9 protein-coding genes are annotated in these 18,218 nt (G+C 28.9%); all 9 read left to right on the top strand.

Annotation, left to right across the window (positions count from 1 at the left end; genetic code table 11):
- Positions 1-8 precede the first annotated feature (8 nt).
- The 9 genes from JL105_RS06320 (at position 9) to JL105_RS06280 (ending at position 18,178) form a co-directional block, all read left to right on the top strand.
- A complete protein-coding gene (locus JL105_RS06320; RefSeq protein WP_158280049.1) occupies positions 9-1,175 on the top strand; it encodes an alginate O-acetyltransferase AlgX-related protein in 1,167 nt (388 codons plus the stop codon).
- A gap of 79 nt (positions 1,176-1,254) precedes the next feature.
- The gene (locus JL105_RS06315; protein WP_237722238.1) at positions 1,255-2,208 is read left to right on the top strand and encodes a linear amide C-N hydrolase; all 954 of its coding nucleotides are present in this window, start codon (positions 1,255-1,257) and stop codon (positions 2,206-2,208) included.
- A 192-nt stretch (positions 2,209-2,400) separates the two neighbouring features.
- The gene (locus tag JL105_RS06310; RefSeq protein ID WP_132028834.1) at positions 2,401-3,489 is read left to right on the top strand and encodes a carbohydrate kinase; all 1,089 of its coding nucleotides are present in this window, start codon (positions 2,401-2,403) and stop codon (positions 3,487-3,489) included.
- Positions 3,489-4,409 (top strand): pseudouridine-5'-phosphate glycosidase, encoded by a 921-nt coding sequence (locus JL105_RS06305; protein ID WP_170169643.1) that lies wholly within the window; start codon positions 3,489-3,491, stop codon positions 4,407-4,409. The genes JL105_RS06310 and JL105_RS06305 overlap by 1 nt, the downstream gene beginning before the upstream one ends.
- 93 nt (positions 4,410-4,502) lie before the next feature.
- On the top strand, positions 4,503-5,012 hold the full coding sequence (locus JL105_RS06300; protein ID WP_132028840.1) for a nitroreductase family protein: 510 nt from the start codon (positions 4,503-4,505) through the stop codon (positions 5,010-5,012).
- Positions 5,013-5,045: 33 nt separating this feature from the next.
- Complete coding sequence (locus JL105_RS06295; RefSeq protein WP_132028843.1) at positions 5,046-5,612, top strand: HDIG domain-containing metalloprotein; 567 nt, start codon at positions 5,046-5,048, stop codon at positions 5,610-5,612.
- 236 nt (positions 5,613-5,848) lie between these two features.
- A complete protein-coding gene (locus JL105_RS06290) occupies positions 5,849-7,540 on the top strand; it encodes a phospho-sugar mutase (RefSeq protein WP_132028846.1) in 1,692 nt (563 codons plus the stop codon).
- A gap of 139 nt (positions 7,541-7,679) precedes the next feature.
- The gene (locus JL105_RS06285; protein ID WP_132028849.1) at positions 7,680-10,082 is read left to right on the top strand and encodes a sugar phosphate nucleotidyltransferase; all 2,403 of its coding nucleotides are present in this window, start codon (positions 7,680-7,682) and stop codon (positions 10,080-10,082) included.
- The gene (locus JL105_RS06280) at positions 10,082-18,178 is read left to right on the top strand and encodes a glycoside hydrolase family 94 protein (protein WP_132028852.1); all 8,097 of its coding nucleotides are present in this window, start codon (positions 10,082-10,084) and stop codon (positions 18,176-18,178) included. The genes JL105_RS06285 and JL105_RS06280 overlap by 1 nt, the downstream gene beginning before the upstream one ends.
- The last annotated feature ends 40 nt before the right edge of the window (positions 18,179-18,218 follow it).

The following is an 18,218-nucleotide window of genomic DNA, read 5'->3' as shown; positions in this document are numbered from 1 at the left end:
GGATGAATATGAGAAAAAACAATTATTTATTGATTATTAGTTTTTTAGTTATAATATTCACTGTTCCAATAATTGGAATATTGAAACCAGATAATAAATTTAGTATGGTAGAAAATAGGGAGCTGCAAAGCTTTCCTATATTAAAGAAAAATAAAATTGAAGATTTTATAAAAGAACTAGATAATTATTTTGTAGATCAATTTCCTTGTAGAGATAGATTGGTGAATATATATACAAAAATACAATTAATTGGCAAAAACATAGAAGCCAGAAATGTATTGATTGTTGATGATTGGCTATTTACTAAGGATTATAATATAAACATGAATTCTATTGAGGAACTTGCTAATTCTATAGAAAAAGCTGTAAATAAAGATAAGGATATCAATTTTTATTATATAATTTTTCCAAATAAAACCGCAATGTTGGCTGATTTGTACCCTAAATACATTGATGGGAGTATAAGTAAAAGTAATAATAAATTACTAAATCAAAGACTTGAAGATATAGAAGGACTAAATATAATAAATGTATTAGACACAATGTTAAATGAAGATTCTCTAGAAAAAAGAAAGAAGTACTATTATAAGACAGATTTTCATTGGAACGGAGAAGGTGCTTTTAGAGCTTTTGAATTGGTTATTAATCATATAGAAGGGGATGAAGTATTAAAAGAAGCAAAAAATAGAATCAGAAGAATAGATTATAAAAACAAATATTTTAAAGGAGATTTAGAAAGGAGATTTTCAGGAAATATTAAAAATAAAGATATACCTATTATAAATGAGGTTATTGATGCTAAAGATTTAGTTTATTACACATCAATAGATGATACAAAACAAGTGGATAGAAAAGAAATAATAGCACCAAAAATTAATAAAAAAGCAGTTAACTACAATGATATATATACTTATAATCTTAGTTGTATTAGGATTATTAATAAAAATGCTATTACTGATAAAAATGCTTTAGTTTTTAAAGATTCGTATTTTAATGCAATGGTGGATCCAATGAGTACTATTTTTAGTGAATTAATAATTATTGATCCTAGATTTTATAAAGAAGATTATAGTTATAATGAAATAATAGAAAAAAAAGATTTAGATTATATATTTTTTTGTTATCATCAAAGCAATATAGACAAAAATTTAGTACAATTTTTACAGCAATATTAAATCTTAATATTTAAGTACTTCACAGTTAAAATATTTATAGTGAGTGGGTTGCAGTTTTATCTGCACCAAGCAAAGAGGAGTGAAGAAGAATAATATGTGTACAGGTATAAAAATAGATTATAAAGATGGCTGTGTTATGGGAAGAACAATGGACTATGAGTACCCTTTGAATTATAATGTATTATATTTGCCAAGGAACTACAATTATTGCAATGATCTTATGGGCAATCCTTTATACACTAAGTATAAAGTTATGGGAGTTTGTTTTGAAAATAAAGATCCGTTAAAAGATGGTGTAAATGAACATGGGTTGATAGGAATTACCAATGTTTTTTCAGGATTTAACCTATATGCTAATCAAGTAGAAGCAGAAAAGGTTAATATATCCAGTTTGAATTACCTAAACTATGCACTTACGAATTATAAAAATGTAGAGGAGATAGTTGAGGACTTACCAAATATTCATATGTCTGCTAAAGATCACAAAGGTGAGGATGTAATATCTCCAGGCTTTCATTTTATGTTTACTGATTCTTCTAAAAGGTGTATCGTTATCGAACCTAAAAAGAGAGAATTAGTGTGTTTTGAAAATCCTTATGGTGTTATGACTAATTCACCAGGATTTGAATCCCATATTAGAAGACTTAAAAAAAATTTAGATTTGGAGAATCTAGAAGATTTTCAATCAGCTAAGAATTTACCAGGAGCTTATGATCCTGTATCTAGATATATTAAAGCTTTTTATTTAACCAAAATGAATGTTAAATCTAATGATCATAAAGAAGCTTTTTTAAATTTTTATAATATAATGGGTGTAATGACTTTACCTAACGGTTTTATTAGAAATAAAAAATATAATTATAACACGTATACAAGATATATATGTGCTTATGATTCTAAACATAGACTATTGACTGTAAAATCTAACACCAATCCAACGGTTTATCAATTAGAGTTTAAAGATATAGCAGACGAGAATAAAAGGCAGGCATTTTTTTTAGACACAAGTTTTAAAACAGAAAAGTTAAATTAGTTAAAGCTATATATAAAGTATAATTTTAGCATGTAAAATTAATGAAAATATAGTTTATGAGCTTTTTCTTACTTGTTATTTTATATAAAATTAATCATAAGTTTATATTATTTACTATTGACAAAGAGAAAAAATAGCCTTACAACATATTAAATAATAGCTTAATATATAAACAAACATTAAGGAGGGCATATGACTAATAGGGAAAAAGAAATATTAGAATTAATCTCTAAAAATCCAATGATATCTCAAAAAGAAATAGCAGAGGAATTAGAAATTTCTAGATCTGCTGTGGCTGTTCATATTACAAATTTGATGAAGAAAGGTTATATTTTGGGAAGAGGCTATATAGTGAAAGACTCCCCTTATATTACCATAGTTGGAGGAACTAATGTAGATATTATGGGTTTGCCTTATGAAAAGCTTAGAATGAAAGATTCCAATCCAGGAAAGGTTACTATTTCCCTAGGAGGTGTCGGAAGAAATATTGGAGAGAATTTAAGTAGACTTAAAGTAGACACTAGACTTATTACTGTATTAGGTAATGATATTTATGGGAAACTTATGATTGAACAAGGAATGAAAACAGGATTGGATATGTCAGAATCATTAATTCTTCAAGATAAAAAAACCTCCACTTATATAGCCATATTAGATGAAACTGGAGATATGAATTTGGCTATCTCATCTATGGATATATTTGAAGAGATGAATATATCATTTATTCAGCAAAAAAAGGAACTTATAGAGAATTCTACCCTTTGTATAGTGGATACTAATATACCCAAGGAAGTTTTAAAGCATATGGTATCTAATTTTAATGTTAATTTCTTTTTAGATACTGTATCTACAACAAAAGCAGAAAAAGTTAAGGATATAATAGGTCATTTTCATACGATAAAACCTAATAAATTGGAGGCTGAAATATTATCGGGGATGAAAATAGTAAATAAGAGAGATTTAAGAAAAGTTGCTAGTTATTTTATAGATATGGGAACTAAAAGGGTATTTATAACTTTAGGAGATGAGGGTGTATACTATTTAGGTGAACAAGAAGAGGTGTATATGAAGGTGCCTAAAATATCCATTGTAAATGCTACTGGAGCAGGGGACGCTTTTATGGCGGGATTAGCTTATTCATATTTTAATGGATTAGATATAGAAAATACTTTAAAAATCTCCATAGGTGCATCTATTATAACTTTGGAGAATGAAAATACCATAAATCCCAACATATCGGTAGAAAATATTGAAAAAAGAATAGAGGAGTTGAAATTATAATGAATAAATATATAAGTATAAAAGAAGATGTAAAAAAAGCTTTGGAAGAATCAAAACCAGTAGTAGCTTTAGAATCTACAATTATTTCCCATGGTATGCCCTATCCTCAAAATGTGAAAACTGCATTAAATGTGGAGAAGATAATTAAAGATAAAGGTGCAATCCCAGCTACTATTGCCATATTAGATGGGCAAATTAAGGTAGGATTAAGTGACGAGGAAATTGAATATTTAGGAAAAGCTAATAATGTATATAAGGTTAGTAGGAGAGACTTGCCCTTTATATTATCTAAAGAATTAAATGGTGCTACTACTGTAGCTTCTACTATGATTATAGCTAATTTAACTGGTATTAAAGTATTTGTTACAGGAGGTATAGGTGGTGTTCATAGAGGAGCTGAGAAAACTTTCGATATATCTGCTGATTTACAAGAATTAGCAAGAACTAATGTAGCTGTGGTATGTGCAGGAGCTAAGGCTATATTGGATTTAGGTCTTACATTGGAGTATTTGGAAACCTTTGGAGTGCCTGTTGTAGGGTTTAAAACTCAAGAATTTCCTGCATTTTTTACTCGAACAAGTGGATTTAATGTAGATTACAAAGTAGACGATGAAATGGAATTAGCAAAGGCTATAAGGACAAAATGGGATTTGGGATTAGATGGGGGCATAGTAGTAGCTAATCCAATACCTAAGGAATACGAAATGAATCCTGTTATAATAAATCAAGCAATAGAAGATGCGTTGAAGGAAGCAGAAATTAAAGGAATAAAAGGAAAAGAAGTAACACCTTTTTTGTTAGAAAAGGTTAAAGAAATTACAGAAGGGGAAAGCTTAAAATCCAATGTAGAATTGGTTTATAATAATGCGCGTGTAGGAGCTAACTTAGCCATTGAATTGGAAAAAGTATATAAACTCTAAAAAGTAGCAACAATTTTTTAATTGTTGCTGTTTTTGATATAATAATATATAGTAATTAAAATCTATATTAAAAATTAAGGGGGTATTAAAAAAATGGATGTATTGTCTGCAATTAAAGATCGAAGAAGTATAAGAAAATATAGTGATAAACCTGTGGAAGAGGAGAAACTTTTGAAAGTTTTAGAAGCTGCAAGACTTGCACCATCAGCGAGGAATGAACAAAATTGGAAATTTATAGTTGTAAAGGACCCAGAAACGAAGGAAAAACTTACAGAAGCTATTGGCCAATCTTTTGTTGGGGAAGCTCCTATAATTTTAGTTAGTTGTGGTACAGAAACAAAAAGTGTTATGAGAGGAGGTCAACCAAGATATACAGTTGACTTATCTATTGCTACTGCATATATGATATTAGAGGCTTATGAACAAGGGCTTGGCACTTGTTGGTTAGGTAGTTATGATGAAGATAAAGTAAAAAAAGTATTAGGTATTCCAGAAGATGTAAGAGTAGTTGCAATTACACCTTTAGGTTATCCAGCTGAATCGCCTGCTCCTAGACCAAGAAAAGAACTTGATGAAATAGTATGCTATGATAAATTTTGTTAAATAAATTATATCTTATAAGAAAGAGGTGTCCAAGTGGAAAGAAAAGTTCCTACAAGAGAAGAAGCTTTTGAGCTTTTAAAAAAGTATAATAAAAGTGAAAGCTTAATAAATCATGCATTAGCAGTAGAAGCAGTTATGCGACATTTTGCAGAGTTATTTGAAGAAGATGTGGAAAAATGGGGAATCATAGGTTTAGTACATGATTTAGATTATGAAATGTATCCTGATAAACATTGTGAAAAAACAAAGGAAATATTGGAAGAAGAAAATTGGCCGGAAGACTATATACGTGCCATAATGAGTCATGGTTGGGAAATCTGTACTGATGTAGAACCTATTGAAAAGATGGAAAAAGTATTGTATACCATTGATGAATTAACAGGGTTAATTAATGCCACTGCTTTAATGCGTCCTACTGGGATATCAGATATGAAAGTAAAATCTGTAAAGAAGAAGTGGAAAGATAAATCCTTTGCTGCTGGTGTCAATAGGGAAATAATTGCAAAAGGAGCAGAAATGCTTGGAATGGATTTAAATGAAGTAATTGCAGAAACTATAGAAGGTATGAAAAAAGTATCAAAAGAGATTGGATTAAAATAATATACACCTTAAGGATATCCTTAAGGTGTATATTATTTTATCTGTTCTTTCTTTTCCCAAATTATGCTATAATATTTAATATATTAGAATAAATAGTAGAAACTATGATTAAAACAATTATATATGGCAAAAATAGTTACGGAACTTATATTCAATATGGAATAAATACTATTTTTGTATTATAGGTAACAATAATAGTAAGTAGAAATGTGGACCTTAGATCAGGAGGTTTTAATATGGATTATTTAGAAAAATATAATTATTGGTTAAGTAGCGAGTATTTTGATGAAGACACTAAAAAAGAATTAGAGTCTATACGAGATAATGAAGAAGAAATATTGGATAGATTTCATACAAATTTAACTTTTGGAACTGCTGGAATGCGTGGTAAAATTGGTGCTGGTACTAATAGAATGAATAAATACACTGTATCTTTAGCAACTCAAGGGTTAGCTGAAACCATTAAGGCAAGGGGAAAAGATGCTATGAAACGAGGAGTTGCTATTGCATATGATGTAAGGCATTTTTCTAAAGAGTTTGCTGAAATTACTGCTAGTGTATTGGCAGCAAATGGTATAAAGGTTTATTTATTTGACGATATACGTCCTACTCCTCTTTTATCCTATACTATTAGAAAATTAGGCACTATATCTGGTGTTGTGATTACTGCTAGTCATAATCCTAAAGATTATAATGGATATAAGGTATACTGGGAAGAAGGTTCTCAAATTCTTGATGATATAGCAGAAGAAATATTAAATAATATAAATGCTATAGGGGACTTTTCAAATGTAAAATTTATGGATTTAGAAGAAGGGCTAAATAAGGCGTTAATAAATTATATTGGAAAAGAAATAGACGATGAATACATAGAAGATGTAAAAAGTCTTGCACTAAATGAAGATATAGATAAGGATATAAAAATAGTATATACTCCATTAAATGGTACAGGGAACAAACCTGTTAGAAGAGTTTTAAGAGAAAGAGGATTTGAAAATGTATTTGTAGTACCTGAACAGGAAAACCCAGATCCAGATTTTACTACAGTAGGTTATCCTAATCCAGAGGATATAAAAGCTTTTGATTATGCTATAAGGCTAGGAAAAGAAAAAAATGCCGATTTATTGATAGCTACAGATCCAGATTGTGATAGGGTAGCTTGTATGGTTAAGGATTTTAATGGAGAATATGTAGCATTAAATGGGAATCAAACTGGTGCATTGTTAGTAAAATATATATTATCATCTAGGCATAGAGATGGTACCATCCCTAAAAATGGAGCTATAGTAAAATCCATAGTAACAGGAGATTTGGGGAAAGCTATTGCTAAAGAATATAATGTAGCTACTATAGAAACTCTTACTGGATTTAAAAATATATGTGGAAAGGCTAATGAGTTTGATAAAACTGGAGAATATACCTTTATAATGGGGTATGAAGAAAGCATCGGATATGTATATGGTACTATAGTAAGGGATAAGGATGGAGTTATATCATCTATGCTTATAGCTGAAATGACAGCTTATTATAAAAAGCAAGGAAAAACTTTATTAGATGAATTAAACGAAATTTATAAGAAATATGGATATTATTTTGAAAAATTAATTTCAATAGTATTAGAAGGTGTAGAGGGCCAAGAAAGAATTAATAGGATAATGGATTCTTTTAGAGAAGATCCTATTAGGAATATAGGGGATATGAAGCTTATGAAAATTATAGATTACTTAAATGATGAAACAGGTAATCCAAAATCCAATGTATTAAAATACTATTTTGACGATGGTTCTTGGTATGCAATAAGACCTTCTGGAACAGAACCAAAGGTAAAAGTGTATATATATTCAAAAGACAAGGAAAAACAAGCTTCTAAAAATAAAATAAAAGCTATAGAAAAAGCAACTATGGACAGAATCGAGTCAATAAAATAAATATATGGATAAATAAAAGCCTTTATTTTTGTAGTTTTACAAAAATGAAGGCTTTTACTATGTATAATTTATATAAAACTTCACAAAATATGTATATGTAACTATTTGTGAAGGAGTGATTACAATTAAGGGAGTAATTATGTCAGGAGGTATAGGTACTAGGCTTAGACCACTTACTTGTCAATTGCCAAAGCCAATGGTGCCTATTTTTAATAGACCAGTTATGGAATATAGTATAAACCTTTTAAAGGAACATGGGATAGAGGATATAGCTGTTACTTTGCATTATCTTCCCAATAAAATAAAGGAATATTTTAAGGATGGGGAGAAATTTGATGTAAATATTAAATATTATATTGAAGATAAACCATTAGGTACTGGTGGTAGTGTAAAAAATGCTCAAGATTTTTTAGACAGTACATTTGTAGTTATTAGTGGTGATGCTTTCACTAATATAGATTTAACAAAAGCCTATGAATTTCACAAAGAAAAGGGTTCAAAAGCTACATTGATTTTAAAAAGAGAAGCAATACCTTTAGAGTATGGTGTGGTGATCACTGATGAAAATGGAAGGATTATAAGATTTTTAGAAAAACCTAGTTGGGGTGAAGTATTTAGCGATACTATAAATACAGGAATATATATATTGGAACCGGAAGTGTTAGATTACTACAACAAGGGAGATAATTTTGATTTTAGTAAAGATTTATTTCCTCGACTATTAATGGATAATATTCCCATGTATGGATATATAGCAGAAGAGTATTGGTGTGATGTGGGAGATATAGGTTCTTACATAAAAACCCATGAAGATATTATGAAAGATTTTAAAAAACATTATTTATTAGGGGAAAAAGTACAAAATGGAATTTGGATAGAAAAGGGAACGATTATTGAAAAAGGTGCTAAACTATATCCTCCTGTATATATAGGGCAAAACTGTTTAATTTGTGAAGGAGCAATCATAGAACCTTATACAATAATTGGGAGTGACTGTGTAATAAAAGGAGGTACATCTATAAAGAGAAGTATCATATGGGAGAATGTGATAATTGAAGAAAATTGTGAAATAAGAAAATCAGTGATTTGTAATCAAGTGTATATGGATAAACGCAGTAGGTTATTTGAAGCTGTAGTGGGAGCACATTCTAAGATATATGAGAATACCACTATAAAACCTGGAGTAAAGATATGGCCATATAAGACTATTGATGAAAATGTTATAGTTAAAGATAATCTCATATGGGGTGAAGGGATTAACAAAAGACTATTTGGAAATAGAAATATAACGGGAATATTTAATCGAGATGTAACTTTAGAGATGATTGTTAGCTTGGGGACTGCTTTTGCTACAGTTATAGATAATAAAGGAAGTTATATAATTAGTAGCGATGGCAATAATTTATCTAAATCCATAAAGAATTTACTTATATCAGGATTGCTTTCAACAGGGAGTCAAGTTATAGATATTGAGGATGGTGCTTTGCCCATGTGTAGATTTGGAATAAAATATTTTAATGCACAAGGAGGTATATATATAAGTACCAATAAAGCTGATGAGATAAATATAGAATTTATGGATAAAAGAGGAGTTAATATAGATAAAAATACAAAAAGAAAAATAGAGAATTCCCTTATTACAGGAGATTTCAATAGATGTTCTAGTGAAGAAATGGAGGATGTAGTAAGTGTTAATAATTTTTTCAAAATTTATATTAGAGAAGGGAAATTGAGTTTAAAAAATATAGAAAAAATTAAGAGTAGAAAACCTAATATAAATATAACTTCTCCCTCTGAGAATATTATGAAATTGGCTGAAGAGTATTTAATAGGAATAGGTTGTAATGTAAAAAAGATGCATTATAGAGAAGAATATACTATAGAAGATGTTCGAAAAAAGGTATTAGAAGAAGATGCAGACTTAGGAGTATTATTTTCTATAGATGGGGAAAGGATAGCATTGACTGATGGATTTAATAGTATTGAGAATGAAAGATATTGGTTATTGATTTTAAGCTTAGGTTTTAAAACTGGAGAATTAAAGGAAGCAGTTGTTCCTTATAATTTCCCTAGAATAGTGGAAAAATTAGCTAATAAATATAATGCAAATATTAATTATAGTAAATCCAATATAACGGATATTATGGGAACTATAATAGATAAAGGAATAGAATTTCAATATATATTAAATTTTGATGGAATTTGGGCTATAGGGAATATATTGGATTATTTATATGGCCAGAATATGACTTTAAATAAATTATTACAAGAAATACCAGAATATTTTTATTTCAAAAAAGAAATTCCTTGCCAGTGGGAAGATAAAGGAAATATACTAAGAAGACTAACTGAAGAAGGACAGCAAGGAAAGGAGTTAATAGAAGGGGTTAGATTTATAGAGGATAAAGGATGGGCTATGATTATACCTGATGAAGAGAAACCTATATTCAACCTTTACATTGAAGGATACGATGAAGAATATGCTGAAGAGCTAGGAAATTTATATGATGAGAAGATAAAAAAGCTAATTAAAGGATTTTGATGAAAGGAAGATCAATAATGGGTTCAGCTTTTAATTTTAAAGACAATAGAAATCCTATAATAGTAAAGGACATAGATTTAGATAAGGATAGATTAATACAGCATGGAGAAGAAATAGGAGAAATATATAGAGTAAATAAAAAGGTGAATGTAAAAAGGTTTCTTTTAAAAAGACTTGATGATAATTTTAAGGAAATTGAAAATATATATCTATATTTTAATAAAAATTCTTATAAAGAATTGCCAAAAGGTACAGAGTGGCTTTTAGATAATTTTTATATGATTGAATTAATATATAAAGAATTAAAGTTTAATTTAAAAAAAGAAAAAAATATAAGAGTGAGAATAGTAGAAAAAGGAGTATTGAAGGGTTATCCCATTGTGTATATTTTAGCTTTAGAATTAATATCCCATACAATAGGTAAAATTACAGAAGATAGTATAAAGGGATTTGTTAATGGATTTCAAAGGGAAGAAATATTAACATTAGAGGAAATATATCATTTACCCACTTTTCTAACATTGGGATTAATAGAGTATATAAGAGATATATCAACAAATTTAATTGATACTTATATGATATGGGAAAAAATAGATGAACTTTCTCTAGAGAACAATTTGGAATATTTAATAGAAGATATACCCAATATGGATTCTAGAGAAATAGAAAGATTAATTAGAATAATACGGAAAAAAGGTAAGAACTTTGCAAACACATTGGACATTATAGATAACAAATTAAACTATATAGGTACAGATATTAATGCTATATTAGAAAGAGAGTATATACGACAATCTAAGTATAAATTATCCTTAGGATATGGTATAAGCTCCTTAAGGGATTTATCATCTTTGGATTGGGAAGATATATTTAACTCTATATCTGTAGTTGAAAATATTTTTAATGAGGATCCTCTAGGTATATATTCAAATATGGATTCTTCTTCTAAAGCTTATTATAGATATGAGGTTGAAATATTAGCTGAGAGATTTAAAGTACAGGAGATATTTGTATCTAAAAAGATATTAGAATTAGCTAAAGAGGAATGGAATAAAGGCTTTAGAGATAAAAAAGCCCATATAGGATATTATATTTTAGGCAAAGGTAGGGAAGAACTTTTTGATTTTTTTGAAATAAAATCTAAGTCTAATAAGCTCTATCTAGAAAATTATGTTTATTATTATTTTCCTATTATTTTTTTATGGATTTTAGTAGCTACATTGATTAGTTTATATAGTTATAATAAAGGAAATATTTATTGGAGTATATTTGTTTTTATTATTACATCTATACCCATACTAACTATTTCTATAAATATTGTAAATTATTTATATTCAAAAAGGTATAGGGCTAAAATACTTCCAAAACTAGATTTGAAAGAGGGTATTCCTGAGGAATATAGCACTTTTGTAGTAATTCCCACTCTTTTGCCTAATGTAGAAAGAGTTGAAGAATTATTTAATAGTTTAGAAGTATATTATCTTTCTAATAGAGAAGATAATATTTATTTTGGTATTGTGGGGGATTTTAAAGATGAAGATAGTGAAGTGACTAAATTTGATGAGGAGATTGTACATAAGGGTATTGAAATTACTCAGAGATTAAACGAAAAATATGGAAACGGGGAAGAGATATTTTATTATTTCCATAGAAGAAGGACATATTCTAAAACTCAAGATAGATGGATGGGATGGGAAAGAAAAAGGGGAGCTTTGGTAGAATTTAATGAATTGTTATTAGGAAAAGAAGGTACTAGTTTTAGTACTATATCTGGAAATATATCTAAATTACATGGGAAAATTAAATATGTAATTACATTAGACGCAGATACCATATTGCCTATAGATGGAGTAAAAAAATTGATAGGTACTATAGCCCATCCCTTAAATAAAGCTATATTAGATGAGAATAAGGGTAGGGTAATAGAAGGTTACGGTATTATTCAACCTAATATTTTAGTAGATATAGAAAGTAGTAACAAATCTTTATTTACTAGAATATTTGCAGGGACAGGAGGAGTGGATTTTTATAGTACTGCATCTTTTGATATATACCAAGACTTGTTTGGAGAAGGAATATTTACAGGAAAAGGTATATATGACTTAAATATTTTTCAAAGGTGTTTGAAGGATGCCATTCCAGAAAATACTGTATTAAGCCATGATCTACTGGAAGGTAGTTATATTCGGGCAGGTTTAGCCACAGATATTGCTTTAATAGATGGATATCCAGAGAAATATAGTTCATATATTATGAGGCAGCATAGGTGGGTTAGAGGGGATTGGCAGTTAATTAGATGGCTTAAAAAACCTTATAGCGAACATATTAATTCCCTTTCGAAATGGAAAATATTAGATAATATGAGAAGAAGTTTATTGTCTATAACTTTATTGTTAACTATATTACTAGGGGTAGTATTTTTTCCTGGAAATATATTTGTATATTTAATTATTCCCATTTTGACATTGTTTTTGCCTCTTATAAACATGGCATTGGAAGGTATATTTTCAATGGGAGATGGAATTAAGAAGATAAAATTAAATGGAAATCTTATTTTAGGATACAAGGTATATTTATATCAAGGAATTTTATCTTTAATGTTTTTGCCTCATGAGGCTTATATGATGTTAGACGCTATAGGAAGGACTATATACAGAGTATTTATTTCTAACAAGAATTTATTGGAATGGACTACTGCATTTGATATGGAGAAAAGATTAGATAATAATTTTTCCAGTTATATGAAGAGGATGAATCAAAATATAATAATATCTTTATTGTTACTTATTGTAAGCTATATATTTAACCCAAATAGATTATGGATTAGTATAATAATTAGTTTGTTATGGTTAATGGGACCTTTAGTGGCATATATTATCAGCAAAGAAGACATAGAAACTATAGAGATTGATGGAGAAGATATAAAGCTTTTGAAAGAAATTGGGAGAAAAACTTGGGAATATTATAAAGCTTTTACCAATGAAAAGAATAATTATATTCCCCCTGATAATTTTCAAGAATACCCTTATAATGGAATAGCCAATAGGACTTCTCCTACCAATATAGGTTTTTATCTTTTAGCCATATTATCTAGTAGAGATTTAGGTTTTATTAATACTAGGGAGATGGTAAATTTAGTGGATTTAACTATAAGTACTATAGAAAAGATGGATAAGTGGGAAGGGCATCTATATAATTGGTATAATACTGAAAACCTAGAGCCTTTAAAACCTATATTTGTATCTACAGTAGATAGTGGAAATTTTGTATCTTATTTAATAACTTTAAAAGAAGGGATTAAGGAATATATAGACTGTGATGAGATGGATGAAGAACTTATAGCAAAAACTGAAGATTTACTTTATAGAATTCAAAATATAATAGATAATACTAAATTTTATCCTTTATATGATGAGACAAAGGACTTGTTTTATATTGGTCATAATGTAGAAGAGGATAAGCCATTGAAATCCTATTATGATCTGTTGGCTTCTGAGGCTAGAATTTCATCTTATATCGCTATTTCAAGAGGAGAGATTCCTTTAGAACATTGGAATAGATTGGGAAAATCTTTGATTGTAGAAAAAGGATATATATCATTAGCTTCTTGGGCTGGTACCATGTTTGAATATTTAATGCCTACTTTGGTATTAAAAAATTATAAAAATACCCTATTGGATGAAAGCTATAAAACTTCAATTAATATACAAATAGAATATGGAAATTATCATAATATACCTTGGGGGATTTCAGAATCAGGTTTTTTTGCATTTGATAATCAGCTTAATTATCAATATAAGGCTTTTGGAATACCTGCTTTAGGTTTTAAACGGGGTTTGAGAGATGAATTGGTAGTTTCCCCTTATTCAACTTTTTTAGCTTTAAAATTTGCTCCTAATGAAGCTTTGAAAAATATTAAAAAATTAAAGAATGAAGGATTAGAAGGATCTTATGGATTTTATGAAGCCATAGATTATACTAGCTGGAGATTACCCAATCATATGGATAGAGGAATTGTTAAATCCTATATGAGCCATCATCAAGGGATGATATTTGTTTCTATAAATAATTTTATAAATAAGGATATAATGGTAAATAGATTTCATAGGGATCCACAGATGAAATGTGGTGAATTGCTGCTTCAAGAAAAAATACCTTTAAATCCTATTATATCTAAGGAAAAGGAAAATTTAGAAGGAATAAGAATAATGCCTAAAAAAGAATTACCATGGAAGAGTAGAGTATATTCAAAAGATGATTTATGTAAAATTAAATGTCATCTATTATCTTCAAACACCTATTCTTTAATGATAAATAATAGAGGGGAAGGCTATTCTAAAAATGAAGATATATTTATAAATCGTTGGAGAAAGGATTTCCTTTCTACCCCTTATGGACAATTTATATATATAAAAGATGTATCTAATGAAGATATTTGGTCTACTACTTATGCTCCTACATACAAAGAGCCAGATGCTTATGAAGTGGAATTTTCTAATTACAAAGTGAAATTTTATCGTGAAGATGGAGATATAGAGACCAAAATGGATATATTTTTACTTCCAGAGGAATTAGGAGAAATCAGGAAAGTAAAATTAAAGAATAATGGGGATGAAGAAACTATATTAGAAATTACCAGTTATTTTGAAATTACAGGTTCAACTTTTGATTCTGATATAGCTCATCCTGCTTTTAACAATTTATTTATCAAAACTGAACTGCTAGAAGAACAGCAAGGAATACTTTCTAATAGAAGGAATAGAGATGACAAATTGCTAGATTTTTGGATAGTTCATGGTATGAAGTTTTTTAATGAAAGGGAATATGAATTACAATATGAAACTAGTAGATCAAATTTTATAGGGAGAGGAAATTCATTAAAAAAGCCAAAAGGAATTGTTAAAGGACTTACTAATACTACAGGAGTAGTACTAGACCCTATAATGAGTATAGGTACTAAAATAAAGTTGCAACCCAAAGAAGAAAAGGAAATATATTTTATTACTGCATTAACTAATGATAAAAAGGAAGTTATAGATATACTTAATAAGTATTCCAATAGGGAAAATATAAAAATGGCATTGGATCTTTCTAGAACTAAAAGTCAAACAGAAATAGGATATTTAAATTTAAATCATGATAATATAGAATTTTATGAAGAATTATTGCCCTATTTACTTTATGTGGACGAAAATATTAAGCATAAATATGAACATATATTAAAACAAAATAAAAAAGGGAAAGAAGGATTATGGGCTCAGGGGATATCTGGTGATAATCCTATAGTTTTAGTTACCATTAAATCTATGAAGGGAATAGAAACCATAAAAAAATTAGTAGATGCTCACGAATATTGGTCTTACAAAGGATTAAAAGTGGATTTGGTAATATTGAATGAAGATGAGAGCATATATTACCAACCACTATTTGAAAACATTAGGGAGATAGTATATAGAAAAAGAGGCAATATAGTGGATACTTCAGGAGGAATATTTATTCGAAATAAAAACACCCTTTTGAAAGAAGATGAAATTTTGTTATATAAATGGGCTAGAGTTATTATTAAATCAGAGGAAGGAGCTATTATAGAGGGTAAAGAAATAAAAACAATGCCTTATAAGGAATTTGATTATAAGTCTATAGATTATCAAGTAAGTTCAAAGATATTAAAATTAGATTATTTTAATGGATATGGGGGATTTTATAATGAGGGTAGAGAATATATTATTAGATTGACTAAGGAATTGAATACTCCTTTGCCTTGGATAAATGTAATTGGAAACAAAGAGTTTGGATTTATAGTAGATGAATTAGGCACTGGATTTAGTTGGTGTCAAAATAGTAGAGAAAACAAACTAACTCCATGGTATAATGATCCTCTATTAGGAAAATCTGGGGAAATAATATACTTAATGGATGAAGATACAGGAGAGATATTTACTATAACTCCATATCCTATTAGGGATGAAAATGATTATATAATTACCCATGGGCAAGGGTATACTAGCTTTTATCATGAAAGTCATGGTATAGAACAAAAACTTACAATGTTTACTCCTATAGAGGATAATATAAAAATCAATCTGATAAGATTAAAAAATCAAAGTAATAAGGACAGAAATATAAGTTTAATTTATTATATTAGACCAGTACTAGGAGTTACAGATGAAGAAACTGAAAATTTATTGGAAACAGGTATTGATGGGGAAACATTATTTATAAAAAATTCTACCAATAGAGAGTTTAAAGATAGTACTATATTCATAGGGGCATCTGAAAAAATACACTCTTATACTGGCAGTAGAAAGGAATTTTTAGGAAATATACCTTCCTATGATAATCCAGAGGGTATTAGAAGGGAGAAACTATCCAATAGTGTAGGTTTAGGTTACAATCCTTGTGGAGTTATTAGAGTAAATATAAATCTTCCTCTTAAGTCTGAAAAAGAACTTATATTTTTACTAGGAGAAGAAAATATGATAGATAAGGGACTTATTCTTCTAGATAAATACAGGGATGTTAAAAAAGCAAAGAAAGCTTTAGAAGAGGTTAAAAGTTTTTGGGATAGTATATTGTCAAAGATTCAAATAGAAACCCCAGACAATACCATGAATTACATGATGAACAGTTGGTTAATATATCAAACCATAGTATGTAGAATATGGGGAAGAGCAGGTTTTTATCAAGTGGGAGGAGCTTTTGGAGCTAGGGATCAAATGCAAGATGCAATGAATACTATTTATCATATACCAGAAAACACAAGAAAACAAATTATTAGAAATTGTAAACATCAATACAAAGAAGGGGATATACAACATTGGTGGCACCCTATACCAGATAGTCAAGTTCATAAGGGTATCAGAAGTAGATATTCTGATGATTTACTTTGGTTGCCATTAGGAGTAGCAGAATATATATTAATAACAGGAGATAATAGTATACTTGAGGAAAAGGTGCCTTTTATAGAAAGTCCAATATTAGAAGAAGATGAATATGAAAGATATGAAGTTCCTAGCTTATCTAAAGAAATAGGAACAGTATATGAGCATTGTATTAGAGCTATTGAAAAATCTTTAAACTTTGGAGAAAGAGGTCTGCCTCTTATGAGAGGAGGAGATTGGAATGATGGCATGAATAAGGTAGGTTATAAAGGAAAAGGGGAATCTGTATGGTTAGCTTGGTTTTTAGTTACTGTACTTAAAAATTTTATTCCCATTTGTGAAATAAAGGGAGATTTGGGTAGAGCTAAAAAATATAATGATATAATACAAAAACTAAAAGATAAAATAGAGACTAATGCATGGGACGGAGAATGGTATAAAAGAGCCTTTTTTGACGATGGTACTCCTTTAGGCTCTAAGGAAAATAGCCAATGTATGATAGATTCTATTCCTCAATCTTGGTCTGTTATCTCTACTTTAGGTGATAGAAAAAGGGCAGAAATAGCATTAGGATCAGTAGAAAAATACTTAGTAAATGAAGAAGCAGGTATTGTAGCTTTGCTTACGCCTCCTTTTGATAATACATTGTTAGACCCAGGATATATAAAATCCTATGTACCTGGGGTAAGAGAAAATGGAGGGCAATATACCCATGCTGCTACTTGGGTTATAAAGGCATTTGCCATGTTAGGGGAAGGTGATAAGGCTTATAGATTATTTAGCATGATAAATCCAATTAATCACTCTAGAACTTCCATAGAATGTGCTACCTATAAAGTGGAGCCTTATGTAGTGGCAGCTGATGTATATACTAATCCTCAACATATAGGTAGAGGTGGCTGGACTTGGTATACAGGTTCATCTGGATGGATGTATAAAGTAGGATTAGAGGATATACTTGGACTCAGGATAGAAAATGATAAATTATTTATAGATCCATGTATACCTAAAGATTGGAGCAAGTATAATATTAGATACAAATATGGCTATACTTATTACAATATAGAAGTAAAAAATCCCCATGGAGTTAACAAAGGAATAAATAGCATAATAGTAGATGGAGTAAATATAGATAAAGAATATATTAATTTAGAAAATGATGGAATAGAGCATTTTATTGTAGTTAAATTGGGAAGTATAGATAAAAACATTTAATAGTTTATAAAGGATAAAAAAAGGAAGCTTAAAAGCTTCT

It is taken from the genome of Keratinibaculum paraultunense (assembly GCF_016767175.1).
Classification (GTDB): Bacteria; Bacillota; Clostridia; order Tissierellales; family Tepidimicrobiaceae; genus Keratinibaculum; species Keratinibaculum paraultunense.
This window is presented reverse-complemented; position numbering and strand designations above follow the sequence as displayed.